Raw genomic sequence first — 17,138 nt, forward strand, 5'->3', positions numbered from 1 at the left:
GAGCACACTCATGGTTGAAATTGAAATTGACGGCAAGAAGGTAGAAGTCCCACCGGGTTCGATGGTGATGGACGCTGCCAACAAGTTGGGAACCTACATCCCGCACTTCTGCTACCACAAGAAATTGTCGATTGCGGCGAACTGCCGCATGTGCCTGGTCGAAGTGGAAAAGGCCCCCAAGCCATTGCCCGCTTGTGCCACGCCCGTATCGGCAGGCATGATCGTGCGCTCGAACAGCGCCAAGGCCGTGCAGGCACAGAAGTCGGTGATGGAATTCCTTCTCATCAATCACCCGCTCGACTGCCCCATCTGCGACCAGGGCGGCGAATGCCAGTTGCAGGATCTGGCGGTCGGTTACGGCAAGTCGAACTCGCGCTACGACGAAGAAAAACGCGTCGTACCGCCGAAAGACGCCGGCCCGCTGATCTCGATGGCGGAAATGACCCGTTGCATCCACTGCACCCGTTGTGTACGTTTCGGCCAGGAAGTGGCCGGCGTGATGGAACTGGGCATGCTGGGCCGCGGCGAACACGCTGAAATCACCTCCTTCGTCGGCAAGACCGTCGACTCCGAAGTGTCGGGCAATATGATCGACCTGTGCCCCGTGGGCGCGTTGACCTCGAAGCCGTTCCGCTACAGCGCCCGTACCTGGGAACTGTCGCGCCGCAAATCGGTCTCGCCGCACGACTCGCTGGGCTCGAACCTGATCGTGCAAGTCAAGGGTGGCGTCGTCATGCGCGTGCTGCCACTGGAAAACGACGCGATCAACGAATGCTGGCTGTCCGACAAGGACCGCTTCTCGTATGAAGCGCTCGATTCCGACGAACGCCTGACCAGCCCCATGATCAAGCAGGGCGGTCACTGGCAAACCACCGACTGGCAGACGGCCCTCGAGTACGTCGCCCACGGCCTGCGCAATATCAAGCACGAGCACGGCGCCGACGCCATCGCTGCCGTCGCCACGCCCCATTCCACGCTGGAAGAATTGCACCTGTTGCAAAAAGCCATGCGCGGTTTCGGCTCCGACAACGTCGACTTCCGCCTGCGCCAGACCGACTTCGCCCTCGATGGCAAAGTCATTCCCTGGCTGGGCGTGCCGATCGCTGAACTGAGCAGCGTCAAGCGGGCCCTGGTCATCGGCTCCTTCCTGCGCAAGGACCATCCGCTGGTCGCCACGCGCCTGCGCGCCGCCGTCAAGGCCGGCGCCAAGCTGTCGGTGATCCACGGTGCGGACGACGAGTTGCTCATTCCCGTTGCGAACAAGATCGTCGCCGCGCCGACCGACTGGCTCGCCGCCATCGCCGGCGTCGTCGCCGCCGTGGCCAAGGCCAAGGAAATCGCCGCGCCGGCTGGCTTTGAAGCCGTCAGCGCCGACGACAAGGCCGGCGCAATTGCCGCCAGCCTGCTGGGCGCCAATGCCGACACGCCTGCCGTGATTTTGCTGGGCAATGCGGCGCTGTACCACCCGCAAGCGTCGCAACTGCACGCCGCCGCCGAATGGCTGGCCACGGCCACCGGCGCCAAGCTGGGCTATCTGGTCGACGCCGCCAACGCGGTGGGCGGGCACATCGCCGGCGCCACCTCGCCAAACGCCGCCTCGCTGTTCGCAGCGCCGAAAAAAGCCTATCTGTTGCTCAACGCCGAGCCTGAGCTCGACGCTGCCAACCCGCAGCAAGCCGTGGCCGCCTTGCAGGGCGCCGAGATGGTCATCGCCATGAGCGCTTTCCGTCACGGCCTCGACTATGCCGACGTGCTGCTGCCGATCGCACCGTTCTCGGAAACCTCGGGCACCTTCGTCAATTGCGAAGGCCGCGCGCAAAGTTTCAACGGCACCGTCAAGCCGATGGGTGAAGCCCGTCCGGCCTGGAAAGTGCTGCGCGTGCTGGGCAACCTGCTGGGCCTGTCCGGTTTCGACTACGACACCTCGGAAGCGATCCGCGACGACGTGCTGGGCAAGGGCAACATGGACGTGTCCGCGAAACTGAGCAATAGCGCCAACATTGCGCCTGTCGCCGCCGCCTTTGGCAGCGTCGCTGGTCTGCAACGCCTCGCCGACGTGCCCATCTATTTCGCCGACGCCGTGTCGCGCCGTTCGCCGCCGCTGCTGCGCACGGCCGACGGGCAGGCGCCGCTGGCTTACCTGCCAGCCGCGCTGGCCGCATCGCTGGACGTCAAGTCGGGCGATACCGTCAAGGTCACGCAAGGCGCCGGTTCGGCCGTGCTGACTGCCAAGGTTGATGCCAGCCTGCCGGCCAACACGGTGCGCGTCGCTGCCGCGCACCCGTCGACCGCCATGCTGGGCGCCATGTTCGGCGCCATCGAGGTAGTCAAAGCCGGGGAGGGCAAATAATGGCGCTGTCAGACATGATTGTTACCGCCCAGGCCCACGGCACCGCTTTGCTGGGCGCCAATGGCTGGCTGTTCGTCTGGACCATGATCAAGATCCTGTGCGTGCTGTTGCCGCTGATGGGTCTGGTTGCTTACGCCACCCTGTGGGAGCGCAAGCTGATCGGCTGGATCCAGATCCGCGTCGGCCCCAACCGGGTCGGCCCTGCCGGCCTGCTGCAGCCGATCGCCGATGCGATCAAGCTCTTGTTCAAGGAAATCGTCGTGCCGGCCAAGGCCAGCAAGGCGCTGTTCATCCTCGGCCCCATCATGACGATCGCCCCGGCGCTGGCCGCCTGGGTGGTGGTGCCCTTCGGCCCCGAAGTGGCGCTGGCCAACGTCAACGCGGGCCTGCTGCTGCTGATGGCGATCACCTCGCTGGAAGTGTACGGCATCATCATCGCCGGCTGGGCCTCGAACTCGAAGTACTCGTTCATGGGTGCGATGCGCGCTTCGGCCCAGATGATCTCGTATGAAATCCCGATGGGTTTCGTGCTGGTCGTGGTGCTGATGGTGTCCGGTTCGCTGAACTTCTCCGATATCGTCGCCGGGCAACAGCACGGCATGATGGTCGACAAGGGCCTGTCCTTCCTGTCGTGGAACTGGCTGCCCTTGCTGCCGCTGCTGGTGGTGTACCTGACTTCCGGCCTGGCCGAGTGCAACCGTCACCCCTTCGACGTCGTCGAGGGCGAGTCCGAGATCGTCGCCGGTCACATGGTCGAATATTCGGGCATGTCCTACGCGATGTTCATGCTGGCCGAATACGCCAACATGATCCTGATCGGCGTGCTGGCCTCGATCATGTTCCTCGGCGGCTGGGCTGCGCCGTTCAGCTTCCTCGACATCGGTGGCGCCTTCGGCGGCTTCTTCTGGCTGTTCTTGAAGACCTTCCTGATCGTCTCCCTGTTCGTCTGGGTCCGCGGCACCTTCCCCCGCTACCGCTACGACCAGATCATGCGCCTGGGCTGGAAAGTGTTCATTCCGCTGACGCTGGTGTGGCTGGTCCTGGTCGCAGGCTGGATGCAGACATCCTGGAATATTTGGAAGTAAGGAAAAGCAATGGATCGCGTAAAAGATTTTTTCGGCAGCATGATGCTGACCGAGCTGTTCAAGGGCATGGCCCTGACCGGCAAGTACATGTTTTCTCGCAAGATCACGGTGCAATATCCGGAAGAGAAGACCCCCATGTCGCCCCGTTTCCGTGGCTTGCACGCACTGCGCCGTTATCCCAACGGTGAAGAGCGTTGCATCGCCTGCAAACTGTGCGAAGCGGTGTGCCCGGCGATGGCCATCACCATCGAGTCCGAGCAGCGGGATGACGGCTCGCGCCGTACCACCCGTTACGACATCGATCTGACCAAGTGCATCTTCTGCGGTTTCTGCGAAGAGTCGTGCCCCGTCGATTCGATCGTCGAAACCCACGTGCTGGAATACCACGGCGAAAAACGCGGCGATCTCTACTACACCAAAGAGATGCTGCTGGCCGTGGGCGACCGCTACGAAAACGACATCGCCGCCGCCCGCGCGGCCGATGCCAAGTACCGTTAATCAAAAGAGCCCGTACCTCATGGAATTTAAAACTGTTCTGTTCTACGCGTTCTCGGCCATCATGGTGCTGGCCGCCACGCGCGTCATCACCGCGCGCAACCCGGTCCACGCCGCACTGTTCCTGGTGCTGGCCTTCTTCAACGCGGCCGGCCTGTGGCTGCTGCTCAAGGCCGAGTTCCTGGCCATCGTGCTGGTGCTCGTGTATGTGGGCGCGGTCATGGTGCTGTTCCTGTTCGTCGTCATGATGCTCGACATCAACACCGACCGCATGCGCGAAGGCTTCTGGGGCTATCTGCCACTGGCCTCCGGTATCGGCGCCCTGATCGTGCTGGAAATGGCGGCCGTGTTGTGGCGCGGTTTCCTCGGTTCGGTGCAGGAGCCTGCCTCGGCCGGCCACATCGGCGGCACCAAGGAATTGGGCCTGCTGATCTACACGAAATATATTTATGGCTTTGAAATTGCCGCAGTGATCTTGCTTGTGGCGATCATTGCTGCCGTGGCACTGACCCTGCGCAAGCGCAAGGACACCAAGGCCATCGATCCCGGCGCCGCCGTGCGTGTCAAGCGCAACGACCGCCTGCGCATCGTCAAGATGGCCTCGGTCGACCAGCCGGCGCTCGACGCCGCCTCGACCGCTGCCGCCGCCGCTGCCGCCGACATCCCTGCCAAGGAGCCAAAATGACCTTATCGCTCGCACACTACCTGATCCTGGGGGCGATCATGTTCGCCATCTCGATCGTGGGGATTTTCCTCAACCGCAAAAACATCATCGTGCTGCTCATGGCGATCGAATTGATGCTGCTGGCGGTCAACCTGAACTTCGTCGCCTTCTCCCATTACCTGGGCGATCCGGCAGGGCAGATCTTTGTCTTCTTCATCCTGACCGTTGCTGCCGCTGAGTCGGCCATCGGCCTGGCGATCCTGGTCGTACTGTTCCGTAATCTGGACACGATCAACGTGGAAGACCTCGACAGCCTCAAGGGCTAAGGTTTGCATCGTTTTGCAACTTCATTCATATAAATAACGATTAAGGTTCAACATGGCGGGGCAAATTCTCAACCCTAACTTGCTGCTGGCAGTGCCACTGGCGCCGCTGGTCGGCTCGGCAATTGCCGGTCTGCTTGGCACGAAGTTCTTCGGCAACGTGGTCGGCCGCAAGGTTTCGACGGCAGCATGTATTCTTGGCGTGCTGATCGCATTGATCATCTCGGTGCATACCCTGTTGCTGGTCAACGACGGTTACTCCTTCAACCAGACCATCTACACGTGGATGACGGTGGGCGCGCTGAAAATGCAGGTCGGCTTCCAGATCGACGCCCTGTCGGCGATGATGATGTGCGTGGTGACCTTCGTGTCGCTGATGGTGCACATCTACACCATCGGCTACATGGCGGAAGACGAAGGCTACAACCGCTTCTTCTCGTACATCTCGCTGTTTACCTTCTCGATGCTGATGCTGGTCATGGCCAACAACTTCCTCCAGCTGTTTTTCGGCTGGGAAGCGGTGGGCCTGGTCTCGTACCTGCTGATCGGTTTCTGGTACACCCGTCCGACGGCAATTTTCGCCAACATGAAAGCCTTCCTGGTCAACCGCGTGGGCGACTTCGGCTTCATTCTCGGTATCGGCCTGCTGCTCGCTTACGGCGGTTCGCTGGATTACCAGGAAATCTTCGCCAAGCGCGAAGCGCTGGCGACGATGCAAGTGGCCGCCACTGGCTGGCCCCTGCTGACGGCGGCCTGCATCTGCCTGTTCATCGGCGCGATGGGCAAATCGGCCCAGTTCCCCCTGCACGTGTGGCTGCCTGACTCGATGGAAGGCCCGACCCCGATCTCGGCGCTGATCCACGCGGCGACGATGGTTACCGCCGGTATCTTCATGGTCTCGCGCATGTCGCCCCTGTTCGAACTGTCGGACACCGCCTTGTCGTTCGTGCTCGTGATCGGTTCCATCACGGCGCTGTTCATGGGTTTCCTGGGCATCATCCAGAACGACATCAAGCGCGTCGTCGCCTACTCGACCCTGTCGCAACTGGGCTACATGACGGTGGCACTGGGTTCGTCCGCCTACTCGATCGCCGTGTTCCACCTGATGACGCACGCCTTCTTCAAGGCGCTGCTGTTCCTGGGCGCCGGTTCTGTCATCATCGGCATGCACCACGACCAGGACATCCGCAACATGGGCGGCCTGCGCAAGTACATGCCGATCACCTGGATCACGTCGCTGCTCGGTTCGCTGGCCCTGATCGGCACGCCGTTCTTCTCCGGCTTCTACTCGAAAGATTCGATCATCGAAGCGGTCCACGAGACACACATCTGGGGCGCCGGCTTTGCCAATTTCGCCGTGCTGGCTGGTGTGTTCGTCACCGCCTTCTACTCGTTCCGCATGTATTTCCTGGTATTCCACGGTAAAGAGCGTTTCGGTCAGCCGCACGCCCATGACCATGGCCACGACGCCAAGCACGACGCCAAGCACGACGCCAAGCACGCTGACAAGCACGATGCCCACGACGCGCACGCCGAAGACGACCATGACGACCACGCCCACCATGGCCTGGCCCCGGGTCAGAAGCCGCACGAGTCGCCGTTCGTCGTCTGGTTCCCGCTCGTCATGCTGGCGATCCCGTCGGTCGTGATCGGTTACCTGACCATCGGTCCGATGCTGTTCGGCGACTTCTTCAAGGGCGTCATCTTTGTCGGTGAAAACCACAAGGCGGTCGAACTGCTGAAAGAGGAATACCACGGTCCGCTGGCCATGGCGATTCACTCGCTGACCAGTCTGCCGCTGTGGCTGGCCATCGGTGGCGTTGCCTCTGCTTACTACTGCTACATGATCAACCCGCGCGTTCCCGCCTGGTTCTTCAAGCACTTCCACGCCGTCCACACGCTGCTTGAGAACAAGTACTACATGGACAAGTTCAACGATGTCGTGTTCTCGGGCGGTGCCCGCCTGATCGGCAACGGTCTGTGGAACGTGGGCGACAAGGGCCTGATCGACGGCCTGATCGTCAACGGCAGCGCCAAACTGGTGGGCTGGTTCTCGTCGATCGTGCGCACTGCGCAGACCGGCTACATCTACCACTATGCGTTCGTGATGATTCTCGGTGTGCTCGCCACGCTGATGTATTTCTTCCCGTTCTGGCACGCTTAAACTAGATACGCAAAGATCAACAACATGATGTCTAACTACCCTCCGTACCTGAGCCTGGCGATCTGGCTCCCGATCCTGTTCGGCGCGATTGTTCTTGCAATCGGCCGCGACAGCAACCGCGGCCTGACCCGCTGGGTCACCATGCTGGGCTCGCTCGTGAGCCTGGCCGTGACGATCCCGCTCGTCATGCATTTCGACAATGCCGCGCACGGCATGCAGTTCGTCGAATCGACCCCGTGGATCGGCCGCTTCAACATCCTCTACAGCCTGGGCGTGGACGGCTTGTCGCTGTGGTTCGTGCCGCTGACCGCTTTCATCCAGTGCGTGGTGGTGGTGTCGGCCTGGCAAGTGATTGAAGAGCGCGTGGCCCAGTACATGGGCTCCTTCCTGATCCTGTCCGGCCTGATGATCGGCGTGTTCTGCGCGCTCGACGGCCTGCTGTTCTACTTCTTCTTCGAAGCGACCCTGATCCCGATGTTCATCATCATCGGCGTGTTCGGTGGCGCCAACCGCGTGTATGCGTCGTTCAAGTTCTTCCTGTACACCTTCTTCGGTTCGCTGCTGACCCTGATTGCCATCATCTACCTGTACAACAAGTCCGGTGGCAGCTTCAGCATCCTCGAGTGGCACGCCCTGAAGTTGAGCATGCGCGAGCAGATCTTCATCTTCCTCGCCTTCCTGATGGCGTTTGCCGTCAAGGTGCCGATGTGGCCCGTGCACACCTGGCTGCCGGACGCCCACGTGGAAGCGCCAACGGGCGGCTCCGTCGTGCTGGCCGCGATCATGTTGAAACTCGGTGCGTACGGCTTCCTGCGGTTTTCCTTGCCGATCGCCCCTGACGCCAGCCACTACCTGGCCAACTTCATCATCACCCTGTCGCTGATCGCCGTCATCTACATCGGCCTGGTGGCGCTGGTGCAGAAAGACATGAAAAAACTGGTCGCGTACTCGTCGATCGCCCACATGGGTTTCGTCACGCTGGGCTTTTTCGTCTTCAATGAAATGGCCATGCAGGGCGGCATCGTGCAAATGATTTCGCACGGCTTCGTCTCCGGCGCCATGTTCCTGTCGATCGGCGTGCTGTACGACCGCATGCACTCGCGCCAGATCGCCGACTACGGCGGGGTGGTCAACCGCATGCCGAAATTCGCCGCCTTCTTCGTGCTGTTCTCGATGGCCAACGCGGGCTTGCCTGCCACCTCCGGCTTCGTCGGCGAGTTCATGGTCATCCTGGGCGCCACCCAGTTCAATTTCTGGATCGGCCTGCTGGCCGCCACCGCCCTGATCCTGGGCGCGGCGTACTCGCTGTGGATGGTCAAGCGGGTGGTGTTCGGCCCGATCGGCAACAAGCACGTGGACGAATTGACCGACATGAACGGCCGCGAATTCGGCCTGTTCCTGGTGCTGGCCATTGCCGTGATCGCAATGGGTCTGTACCCGGCGCCGTTCACCGATACGATGCAAACCTCGGTGGCCGACCTGCTCAAGCATGTCGCCATCAGCAAACTGCCATAAATCAAAATGATCCACACCACAAATCCCAATCTGGTCCCGCTGTACGCGGAAATCTTTCTGACGGTGGCCGCGTCGGCGATCCTGCTGATCGACATGTTCCTGTCGAAGCGCGCGGTCGCCTACTACCTGTCGCTGCTGACGCTGGCCGTCTGCGCCATGTTCAGCTGGGCCGACTACAGCGCCGGCACCACCGTGTACACCTTCGGCACGATGTTCGTGTCGGACCCGATGTCGAACCTGCTCAAGCTGTTCACCTACCTGACGGTGGGCATGACCTTGATCTATTCGCGCCAGTACGCCGGCGAGCGGGGCATGTTGTCCGGTAACCTGGGCGGCGAGTTCTACGTGCTGGCCCTGTTTTCGATGCTGGGCCAGATGGTGATGATTTCGGCCAATAACATGCTGATCATCTACCTGGGCCTGGAGTTGATGTCGCTGTCGCTGTACGCGCTGGTGGCCCTGCGCCGCGATCATGCGGTCTCGACCGAAGCGGCGATGAAGTACTTTATTTTGGGCGCGCTTGCTTCCGGCTTCCTGCTGTATGGCATTTCGATGATCTACGGCGCCACCGGTTTCCTCGACATCAGCGAGATTTCCAAGATCATCGGCAGCGGCACCGTCAACAAGACCATCCTCACGTTCGGCATCGTCTTCATTGTTGCCGGCCTGGCCTTCAAACTGGGCGCCGTGCCCTTCCACATGTGGGTGCCCGATGTCTATCAGGGCGCACCAACGGCGGTGACCTTGCTGCTGGGCGGCGCGCCCAAGCTGGCCACTTTTGCCATCGTGATCCGCCTGCTGGTCGAAGGCTTGCTGCCGCTGGCCATCGAGTGGCAGCAGATGCTGCTGGTGCTGGCCGTGCTGTCGCTGGCAGTGGGTAACCTGACCGCCATCGCGCAGACCAACCTCAAGCGCATGCTGGCTTATTCGACCATCGCGCAGATGGGCTTCGTGCTGCTGGGCCTGATGACGGGCGTGGTGGGCACCAGTTCGCTCAACATGAACACCGCCTACAGCGCCGCCATGTATTACGCCATCACCTACGTGCTGACGACGGTGGGCACCTTCGGCCTGATCATGATGCTGGCGCGCGCTGGTTTTGAAGCGGAAGAAATTGCCGACTTCAAGGGCCTGGGCAAGCGCAGCCCATGGTTCGCCATCGTCATGACCGTGTTGATGTTCTCGCTGGCCGGCGTGCCGCCGATGATGGGCTTCATGGCCAAGTGGGCCGTGCTGCAATCTGTCGTCAACACCGGCATGGTGTGGCTGTCGGTGGTGGCGGTGATGTTCTCGCTGATCGGCGCCTTCTACTACCTGCGCATCGTCAAGACCATCTGGTTCGACGAAGCGGTCGACAGTTCGCCCATCGCCGTGCCGGCCGACATGCGTGCCATGCTCTCGCTCAATGGCCTGGGCGTGGTGGTGCTGGGCGTGGTGCCAGGCTCGCTGCTGACGGCGTGCCTGCACAGCATCAGCAAGACCTTGAGCAGCTAAGTTGATGATTGCAAGCGCATGAGTATCACCCTGGCGAGCTGGCTGCTGATCGCAGTGGCCGTGCTGCTCGCCAATTTGCCCTTTCTCACTGACAATCTGTTCGGTGTGATTCCCCGTCGCAGCCCCAAGCCCTTGTGGCTGCGCATGGTGGAACTGGCGCTGTTTTATGTGCTGGTGGGCTTGTTGGCGCGCCTGCTCGAAGGCCGCATCGGCAGCGTGTTCGCGCAGTCCAAAGAGTTTTACATGCTCACCGTGCCCCTGTTCGTCACCCTCGCTTTTCCCGGCTTCGTGCTACGCTACCTGAGCAAACGTTCACGCTGAACGTTTTTCACTGTTTATTCCAGGAGCCTGCATGAGCGACCGCCTTTCCGAAACCCGCATCGATGGGGCCTTGGCCTACGACGGCCACTTCCTCAAAGTCAACCGCGACCGCGTGCGCCTGCCCGATGGCGCCGAGACCCACCGCGAGTACATCCGTCATCCGGGCGCGGTGGTCATTTTGCCCCTGTTCGACGATGGCAGCGTGCTGCTGGAACGGCAATTTCGCTATCCGAACGCGCGCATTTTCACCGAATTCCCCGCTGGTAAAATTGATCCCGGTGAAGATCCGCTGGCCTGCGCCAAGCGCGAACTGGAAGAAGAGACCGGTTACACGGCATCGCGCTGGGATTTTGTCTGCACCATCCACAACGCCATTGCCTACTCGGACGAGCATCTCGACCTGTACCTGGCGCGCGACTTGCGCGCCGGTGTGGCGCGGCTCGACGAGGGCGAGTTCCTGGAAACGTATACCGTCACCGTGCCGGCCCTGCTCGAGATGGTCAAACGCGGTGAAGTCAGTGACGTCAAGACCATCATCGGCGCCTTCTGGCTCGAAAAAATCCTCGCCGGCACCTGGCAAGCTGGCTGATCGCCGGCGCACCCACGATGCCACCTGACGCCATGCTGGCACGATGGACGGGCGCGGCCTTTATCCTGGCGCTGGCGACATCGGCGCAGGCCGCCACCGCTTTTCAGACCCGCTGTGAAAACAGCATCGGCGCCACCGTCGCCACACTCGAATCGGGCAACAAGGGCTGGTCGATCGACAATAGCCTGACCTTGCGTACCTTGACGGCGATGAAAGGGCAGGGCACGGCCAGCGGTTTTGTGCTGGGCTTGACGCGGGCCGAATCACGCATCGCCATCGGCCTTGAAGGCAAACTGCTGCTCGATCCGACCAGCGGCTACGAGTGCGTGGCGCCGAAGGTGCTGGTGAAACTGTTTTACCTGCCGATCGTGATTTACGTGGGCAGCGAGTTCGTGCCCGGCACCTGCGCGTACGAGGAAATACTTTCCCACGAGATGAGGCATCTCAAGGTCTACCTCGCCCATCTGCCGAAAGTGGAAGCAGCGGTGCGCGCGGCGCTGGACCAGCGCTTTATCGCCAAGCCCTTGTATGCGCCGGCGGGGCAGGCCAAGGCGCTGCTGCAGCAGGAAATGGACCGCCGCTGGATGCCCTTCATCAAGGCATCGCTGGCGCAAGTGGAACCGCTGCAGGCGGTCATCGACTCGCCGCAAGAATATGCCCGCCTTAGCAAAGTTTGCAAAGGTGAGGTACAGTCCCTTTTGAGCCGCAAACGATCGTAAAGAACAGCAGCATGCACAGTCTCTCCCCGCGTTATTTCGCCTTGATCCCGGCAGCCGGCGTGGGCGCCCGCATGCAGGCCAGCGGCCCCAAGCAATATCTGCCCCTCGCCGGCAAGGCCATGCTCTCGCACACCCTCGGCGCCTTCGCCGGCGCCGCCTCCATCGCCCACAGCTTCGTCGTCGTCAGCGCCGACGATGGCCTGATCGACGCGGTGGTGGCGCCATTCGATGCGCACGCCTCCGTGTTGCGCTGCGGCGGCGTCACCCGCATGGATTCAATTTTAAACGGCTTGCAGGCGATGGCGGGCACGGTGTCGGATGATGACTGGATCCTGGTCCACGACGCCGCCCGGCCCGGCCTGACGCCCGCCCTGATCGAACAGCTGATCGACACCGTCGGCGCGCACCCGGTGGGCGGCCTGCTGGCCCTGCCCGTGGTCGATACCGTCAAGCATGCGGGCAACGGTGACGGCGGGGCAGCGTCCTTGCGCACGGTGCCGCGCGATGGCCTGTGGCTGGCGCAGACCCCGCAGATGTTCCGCTTTGCGCTGCTGCGCGAGGCCTTGACCAGCGCCCGCGAAGGCGGCGCGGCCGACGCCATCACCGACGACGCCAGCGCCATCGAAGCGATCGGCCTGGTCCCCGTGCTGGTCGAAGGCCATCCCTGCAATTTGAAAGTGACGCTGCCACGCGACATCGAGATCGCCTCGATGTACCTGGCGGCAGCGGCATCCACCCCCACCCAACCGTGAACTGACATGGCACTCGCATCCTACAACCCCGCCCCCCCGTTTCGCATTGGCACCGGCTATGACTGTCACGCCCTGGTCGCCGGCCGCAAGCTCATTATTGGCGGCGTCACCATCCCGCACCGGGTGGGCCTGTTCGGCCATTCCGACGCCGACGTGCTGCTGCACGCCATCATCGACGCCATGCTGGGCGCCGCCGCGCTGGGCGACATCGGCAAGCATTTCCCCGACACGGACCCGATGTTCGCCGGCGCCGACTCGCGCACGCTGCTGCGCGAAGTGGCGCACCGCGTCGTCGCCACCGGCTACACCATCGGCAATATCGACGCCACCATCATCGCCCAGGCGCCGAAGATGGCGCCGCACATCGCCCAGATGGTCTCGCGCATCGCCGAGGATATTGGCGTGTCGCCCCAGCAAGTCAACATCAAGGCCAAGACGAACGAAAAACTCGGTTACCTGGGCCGCGAAGAGGGCATGGCGGCCGAGGCGATCTGCCTGCTGATCAAGGCGCCGGCCCTGTAGCGGGCGCCGCGGCGGTCGGCCTGCGCGTGAGCGTGCTGCCCGCGCAGGCGGCCGAGACGCAGGCGATGCCAGCGCATTGCAGCGCGCTCAACACTTCGCCCAGGATCAGCCAGCCGGCCACGGCGCTGACCGCCGGCGAAGCACTGAGCAGCACGCCGAACACATTGGCCGGCAAGTGGCGCATGGCAAACATGTCGAGCACATACGGCAACATGCTCGATAAAATGGCGATACCGAGCCCCACCGCCAGTACCGCCGGCGCCAAGAGCAAGGTGCCCGCCTGCACGGCGCCCAGCGGCACGATGAACAGGGCGGCGACGAGCATGCCGGCGGCCACCGCCTGGTTGCCGTGCCGCGCCACGCGGGCGCCGGCGAAAATGTACAGTCCCCAGCACAGGGCCGCGCCCAGCGCGTAGGCGACCCCGGCCGGATCGAGGCGGCCGTGCACGGCCCCCAGCGGCAGCAGCGCCAGCCCCAGCAACGACAAGCCGATCCACAGGAAATCGATGGCGCGGCGCGAGCTCACCAGCGCCGCGCCCAGCGGACCGATCACTTCGATGGAAACGGCGATGCTGACGGGAATGGTGGAAAAGGCGCGGTAGATGAGCAGGTTCATCAGGCCCATGGTGAGGCCATAGGCGAGCAGATCGCGCCAGCTGGCGCGGCCCCACAGTTGCCATGGGCGGAACACCAGCGCCAGCACCAGCGCCGACAGCCCCAGCCGCAGCGCCGCCACCCCCTCGGCGCCCACCAGCGGAAACAGCGATTTGCCAATCGCCGCCCCGGTCTGTACCGATACCAGTCCCAGCAGCGCCGCCAGGGTGGGGGCCGCTGCGCCTTGCTGCCAGCCTGAATGGTTCCCTCGATCGCTGTCACGCACTGTCGTCATTCTCCAAAGGAACAGTGCGCCAGCTTACACGGGCGCGGCCTAACGGTCGAGTCTGGTTAGATTGGAAACACCAGGCAGGTGGTGGTGGCATACGCGAGCAGCTTGCCGGCGGCATCGAGCAGGCGCCCTTCGGCGATCGCCGTCTGGCCACCCAGGTGGATGACCTTGCCTTCGGCGCGCACGGGCCCCGTGTTCACGGTGATGGCGCGCACATAATTGATTTTCAGTTCCAGCGTGGTGTAGCCGCGGCCGGCCGGCAGCAGGCTGTGGATGGCGCAGCCCACCGCCGTGTCGAGCAGGGTGGCGGCATAGCCGCCATGGACGGCGCCCAGGGGATTGTAGTGTTCGGGACCGGGGGTGCCCTGGAACACGGCATGGCCGTCGACCGCCTTGAGCGGCGTCATGCCCATCAATTCGCCGATGGGGGGCGCCGGCAACTCGCCCCGGCTGATGCCGGCGAGGAAATCCTCGCCGCTGCGCCCGCTCAGCGCCTCGCGCCCGGCCACGCCGGGCGGCGCCAGCCGGGCGCGCATCAGCGCAGCCTCATCGATCCACGCCTGCTTGACGCTGTCCGTATCGTTCATGGTCCGCTCCTTCAATTATCAGTGTAGCTACACTATAGCCGAAGAAGCGGCCGCCGATTAGAAGCGCAGCCGCACGCCCATCACCAGGTTGCGGCCCGGCAGCGGCACCACGTCTTTCAGCACCGAGGTGGAAAAGCGGATGTCTTCATCGAGCAGGTTCTTCACCAGCGCAAAATAAGTGACGTCGTTCTGGCCCACTTTCTGGGTGTACGACACGTTCAGGTCGAGCTGCGTGTAGGCGTCGGTGGGCGTACGCTCATACGCGGCCAGCCGCTCCTGCTTGAGGGCGTGCAGCACTGACACGCCCGCGCGCCACGGACCCTGGCGGTAGCCGACATCGCCGCCGAGGCGGGTGGCCGGTTGCAGGGGCAGGCTGCCGGCGCCGTCCAGGCTGCCGCGGGAGCGGTCGACAAAACTGTGCCAGGAGACGCCGTCGTGGCCCAGGTTGTAGCTCAGTTCAGCCTCGGCGCCGCGGATGGTGGCATTGGCCTGGCGGAACTGGCGGCGCCGCAATGCGTCGCCGGGATTGCCTTCATCGTCGAGCAGGGTGCCGTCGATTTCGCCGTAGACGAAGTTTTTCACCTTGTTCTGGAACAGGTTGGCCTTCCAGCGCCACAGGCCGGCGGTTTTCTGCAGCGACAGTTCGAGGTTGCGCGAGGTTTCCTTGGCGAAGTTGGCATTGCCGATATCGAAGGTGTTGGTCGAATCGTGCGGGCCGCCCGCGTACAGCTCGTCGGCGGTGGGGGCGCGCTGCGCCACCGACGCCGTCAGTCCCGTCGAATAGCCGGCCGTGAACGGCCACAGCGCGCCCACCGAATACGAGCTCAGATTGAAGCGGCGGCCGATATTGCCCTGCGGGCTGCGCTCGACCTTCTCGTAGCGGGCGCCGGCATTGATGTCGAGCGGACCGACCCGGCGTTCTTCCACCAGGAACAGGGCCTGCGACGTCGACCGGGTGGCCGGCACCGTGTTGGGCGAACCGTCGCTGGCGTTGAGCGCGGCAAAATTGGTGTTTTCCGTTTGCATGCCGAAGGTGCCGTGCCAGAGCGCCACCGGCTGGTGCGTGAGCTCCCAGCGGGTTTCCACGGCGCGGTTGGTAAATTTGGTCTGCGGCACGCCTTCGAGGTCGAGCTCACTGTGGCGGTAGTCGGTGTAGCCGCTCTTGAACTTGAACGTTTCAAAGCCGGGCAGGGGATTTTTGACCAGGCTGTCGATGTCGTAGCGGCGCTGCTTCATGGTAATTTGCGACGCCTCCAGGGTGGGAATGCCGTAGTCGTTGCCGATGGCGCTGACGGAGGCGCCCACGAAGCCCCAGTCGGCAATATAGCTGCCGCCCAGGCCCAGGCTATGCTGGCGGTTGAACGAGTTGCGCAGGGTGCCGGCATCCGCGTCGGGCGCGCCGTCGGCGTAGCGCGAGCCGGGAATGCGGTAGTCGCGCGCGTCGCGCGCGCTGGCGTCGACGTGGACGGCGAACGGTCCCTGGCCCGCGTCGACCGACAGCGAACCCGTGCCGGAACGGTCGACCGCGCCGTAGCGGCCTTCGATTTCGCCGGTCGGCGCGCTTGAAACGGTGGTGGGAATGCGGTCGTTGACGACATTGACCAGGCCGCCGATGGCGCCGGAGCCGTACAGCAGGGCTGCGGGGCCGCGCAGGATTTCGATCTGGCGCGCGGTGGGGCCGTCGGTGGCCACCGCGTGGTCGTTCGACAGGCCCGAGATATCGGACACCGCCATGCCGTTTTCCAGCACCTTGACACGCGAGCCTTCCAGGCCGCGGATGATGGGGCGCGAGGCGCCGGCGCCGAACGCCGAGGCCGACACACCGAGTTCGTGCGACAGCGTCTCGCCCAGCGAGCCGCCCACCTTGTTGTGCAAGTCTTCACCGGACAACACCTTGGCGGGGCTGAGGATCTGGTCCCCTTCGGCGCTGCCGAAGGGGGTGGCGGTGACGATCACGGTGGTGATCTTGCCGGCCGTCTGGGCCAGGACGAGCGAAGACAGAGCGGACAGGACGGCGCCTGCCACGAGATTGCGTGGGAAATTTTGAAATGACACGGTAGATCCTTGAGAAAGCATTGAACACGCCGGGCGCGGGCCGCAAGGGGCCGCGCCGGGACACGGTAGATCGTTGCGAAGCTCAGGATTGCGGTGGCGCCCGCGAAGAAAAATGCGCGGTGAACGGCGTCTGGTAGGAGATGAAGGCCAGCCACTGGGCCATCAGGGGCGCATGGGGCGGCACGGCGATGACGAAGGGCGCGCTGCCCAGGCAGGCGCCGACGGTGGCGGCGTCGAAGGCCAGGCAGGAGTGACCCGCATCGAGGTGCCGGGGGGCCGCGTCGTCGGCGGCGATGGGCGTGGCCACCGCCAGCGCGTTGGCGACCTGCGCCGCCGTCTCGACCCCGTCGAGCATGCGCGAGGCATGGTTGATCCGGTGCGCCAGGCCTTGCCAGTGCGAGCACAGCAAGGCCGCGATCAGGATCGCAACGAAGAAGGCGTGCAGACGGGCGGGTGGGCGGTGAAACACGTGCATGGGGCCTGGCGCATCAAAAATGAAGGGTGAAAACGCCATGATTGTAGCGCACGCGGGCCAGCTTGCCCAAGCGCGGCCCGGCAAATCCCCGGCGGCGCCGAAATGGCTGGAATAACAGGTGTAGTTGCACTATAATTTTAAG

Annotated in this window: 17 protein-coding genes; 13 read left to right on the top strand and 4 right to left on the bottom strand. The window is 63.4% G+C overall.

The genetic code is table 11. The features are described from left to right. Positions 1 to 10 precede the first annotated feature (10 nt). Genes nuoG through ispF form a run of 13 tightly spaced genes read left to right on the top strand, consistent with a single transcriptional unit; the run spans position 11 to position 12,993 of the window. Complete coding sequence (nuoG, locus tag ACP7EY_RS04460) at positions 11 to 2,350, top strand: NADH-quinone oxidoreductase subunit NuoG (protein WP_426190886.1); 2,340 nt, start codon at positions 11 to 13, stop codon at positions 2,348 to 2,350. A gap of 14 nt (positions 2,351 to 2,364) precedes the next feature. Then, positions 2,365 to 3,435: an NADH-quinone oxidoreductase subunit NuoH gene (gene nuoH, locus ACP7EY_RS04465; RefSeq protein ID WP_426190888.1), complete on the top strand. Its 1,071-nt coding sequence runs from the start codon at positions 2,365 to 2,367 to the stop codon at positions 3,433 to 3,435. A 9-nt stretch (positions 3,436 to 3,444) separates the two neighbouring features. Continuing rightward, positions 3,445 to 3,933 carry an NADH-quinone oxidoreductase subunit NuoI gene (nuoI, locus tag ACP7EY_RS04470; RefSeq protein WP_426109751.1) on the top strand — a complete coding sequence of 163 codons (489 nt, stop codon included), beginning with the start codon at positions 3,445 to 3,447 and terminating at the stop codon, positions 3,931 to 3,933. Positions 3,934 to 3,952: 19 nt separating this feature from the next. Further along, the gene (locus ACP7EY_RS04475; RefSeq protein WP_426190890.1) at positions 3,953 to 4,615 is read left to right on the top strand and encodes an NADH-quinone oxidoreductase subunit J; all 663 of its coding nucleotides are present in this window, start codon (positions 3,953 to 3,955) and stop codon (positions 4,613 to 4,615) included. Beyond that, a complete protein-coding gene (gene nuoK, locus ACP7EY_RS04480; protein WP_426190892.1) occupies positions 4,612 to 4,920 on the top strand; it encodes an NADH-quinone oxidoreductase subunit NuoK in 309 nt (102 codons plus the stop codon). The genes ACP7EY_RS04475 and nuoK overlap by 4 nt, the downstream gene beginning before the upstream one ends. A 52-nt stretch (positions 4,921 to 4,972) precedes the next feature. Beyond that, positions 4,973 to 7,081: an NADH-quinone oxidoreductase subunit L gene (nuoL, locus tag ACP7EY_RS04485; RefSeq protein WP_426190894.1), complete on the top strand. Its 2,109-nt coding sequence runs from the start codon at positions 4,973 to 4,975 to the stop codon at positions 7,079 to 7,081. Positions 7,082 to 7,105: 24 nt separating this feature from the next. Next, the gene (locus ACP7EY_RS04490) at positions 7,106 to 8,596 is read left to right on the top strand and encodes an NADH-quinone oxidoreductase subunit M (protein ID WP_426190896.1); all 1,491 of its coding nucleotides are present in this window, start codon (positions 7,106 to 7,108) and stop codon (positions 8,594 to 8,596) included. Positions 8,597 to 8,602: 6 nt separating this feature from the next. After that, positions 8,603 to 10,090, top strand: a complete 1,488-nt coding sequence (gene nuoN / locus ACP7EY_RS04495; protein ID WP_426190898.1) for an NADH-quinone oxidoreductase subunit NuoN — start codon at positions 8,603 to 8,605, stop codon at positions 10,088 to 10,090. 18 nt (positions 10,091 to 10,108) lie between these two features. Further along, on the top strand, positions 10,109 to 10,411 hold the full coding sequence (locus ACP7EY_RS04500) for a DUF2818 family protein (protein ID WP_426190900.1): 303 nt from the start codon (positions 10,109 to 10,111) through the stop codon (positions 10,409 to 10,411). A 31-nt stretch (positions 10,412 to 10,442) separates the two neighbouring features. Next, on the top strand, positions 10,443 to 11,000 hold the full coding sequence (locus ACP7EY_RS04505; RefSeq protein WP_426190902.1) for an NUDIX domain-containing protein: 558 nt from the start codon (positions 10,443 to 10,445) through the stop codon (positions 10,998 to 11,000). A 17-nt stretch (positions 11,001 to 11,017) separates the two neighbouring features. Then, positions 11,018 to 11,719: a hypothetical protein gene (locus ACP7EY_RS04510; RefSeq protein ID WP_426190904.1), complete on the top strand. Its 702-nt coding sequence runs from the start codon at positions 11,018 to 11,020 to the stop codon at positions 11,717 to 11,719. An 11-nt stretch (positions 11,720 to 11,730) separates the two neighbouring features. Then, entirely contained in the window at positions 11,731 to 12,471 is a 741-nt protein-coding gene (gene ispD / locus ACP7EY_RS04515; protein WP_426190905.1) for a 2-C-methyl-D-erythritol 4-phosphate cytidylyltransferase, read from the top strand. Positions 12,472 to 12,477: 6 nt separating this feature from the next. Next, positions 12,478 to 12,993, top strand: coding sequence for a 2-C-methyl-D-erythritol 2,4-cyclodiphosphate synthase (ispF, locus tag ACP7EY_RS04520; RefSeq protein ID WP_426190907.1), 516 nt, complete (start codon positions 12,478 to 12,480; stop codon positions 12,991 to 12,993). Here the strand turns inward: ispF and ACP7EY_RS04525 are convergent. The 4 genes from ACP7EY_RS04525 to ACP7EY_RS04540 form a co-directional block, all read right to left on the bottom strand. Continuing rightward, positions 12,974 to 13,882, bottom strand: coding sequence for an EamA family transporter (locus ACP7EY_RS04525; protein ID WP_426190909.1), 909 nt, complete (start codon positions 13,880 to 13,882; stop codon positions 12,974 to 12,976). The two genes, ispF and ACP7EY_RS04525, sit on opposite strands and share 20 nt — an antisense overlap. A gap of 56 nt (positions 13,883 to 13,938) precedes the next feature. Further along, a complete protein-coding gene (locus ACP7EY_RS04530; RefSeq protein WP_426190911.1) occupies positions 13,939 to 14,466 on the bottom strand; it encodes a PaaI family thioesterase in 528 nt (175 codons plus the stop codon). A gap of 57 nt (positions 14,467 to 14,523) precedes the next feature. Continuing rightward, on the bottom strand, positions 14,524 to 16,521 hold the full coding sequence (locus ACP7EY_RS04535; RefSeq protein WP_426190913.1) for a TonB-dependent receptor: 1,998 nt from the start codon (positions 16,519 to 16,521) through the stop codon (positions 14,524 to 14,526). 82 nt (positions 16,522 to 16,603) lie between these two features. Continuing rightward, positions 16,604 to 16,996 (bottom strand): hypothetical protein, encoded by a 393-nt coding sequence (locus ACP7EY_RS04540; RefSeq protein ID WP_426190915.1) that lies wholly within the window; start codon positions 16,994 to 16,996, stop codon positions 16,604 to 16,606. Positions 16,997 to 17,138: the final 142 nt, after the last annotated feature.

It is taken from the genome of Massilia sp. DWR3-1-1, assembly GCF_049898325.1.
Classification (GTDB): Bacteria; Pseudomonadota; Gammaproteobacteria; order Burkholderiales; family Burkholderiaceae_D; genus JAFCUW01.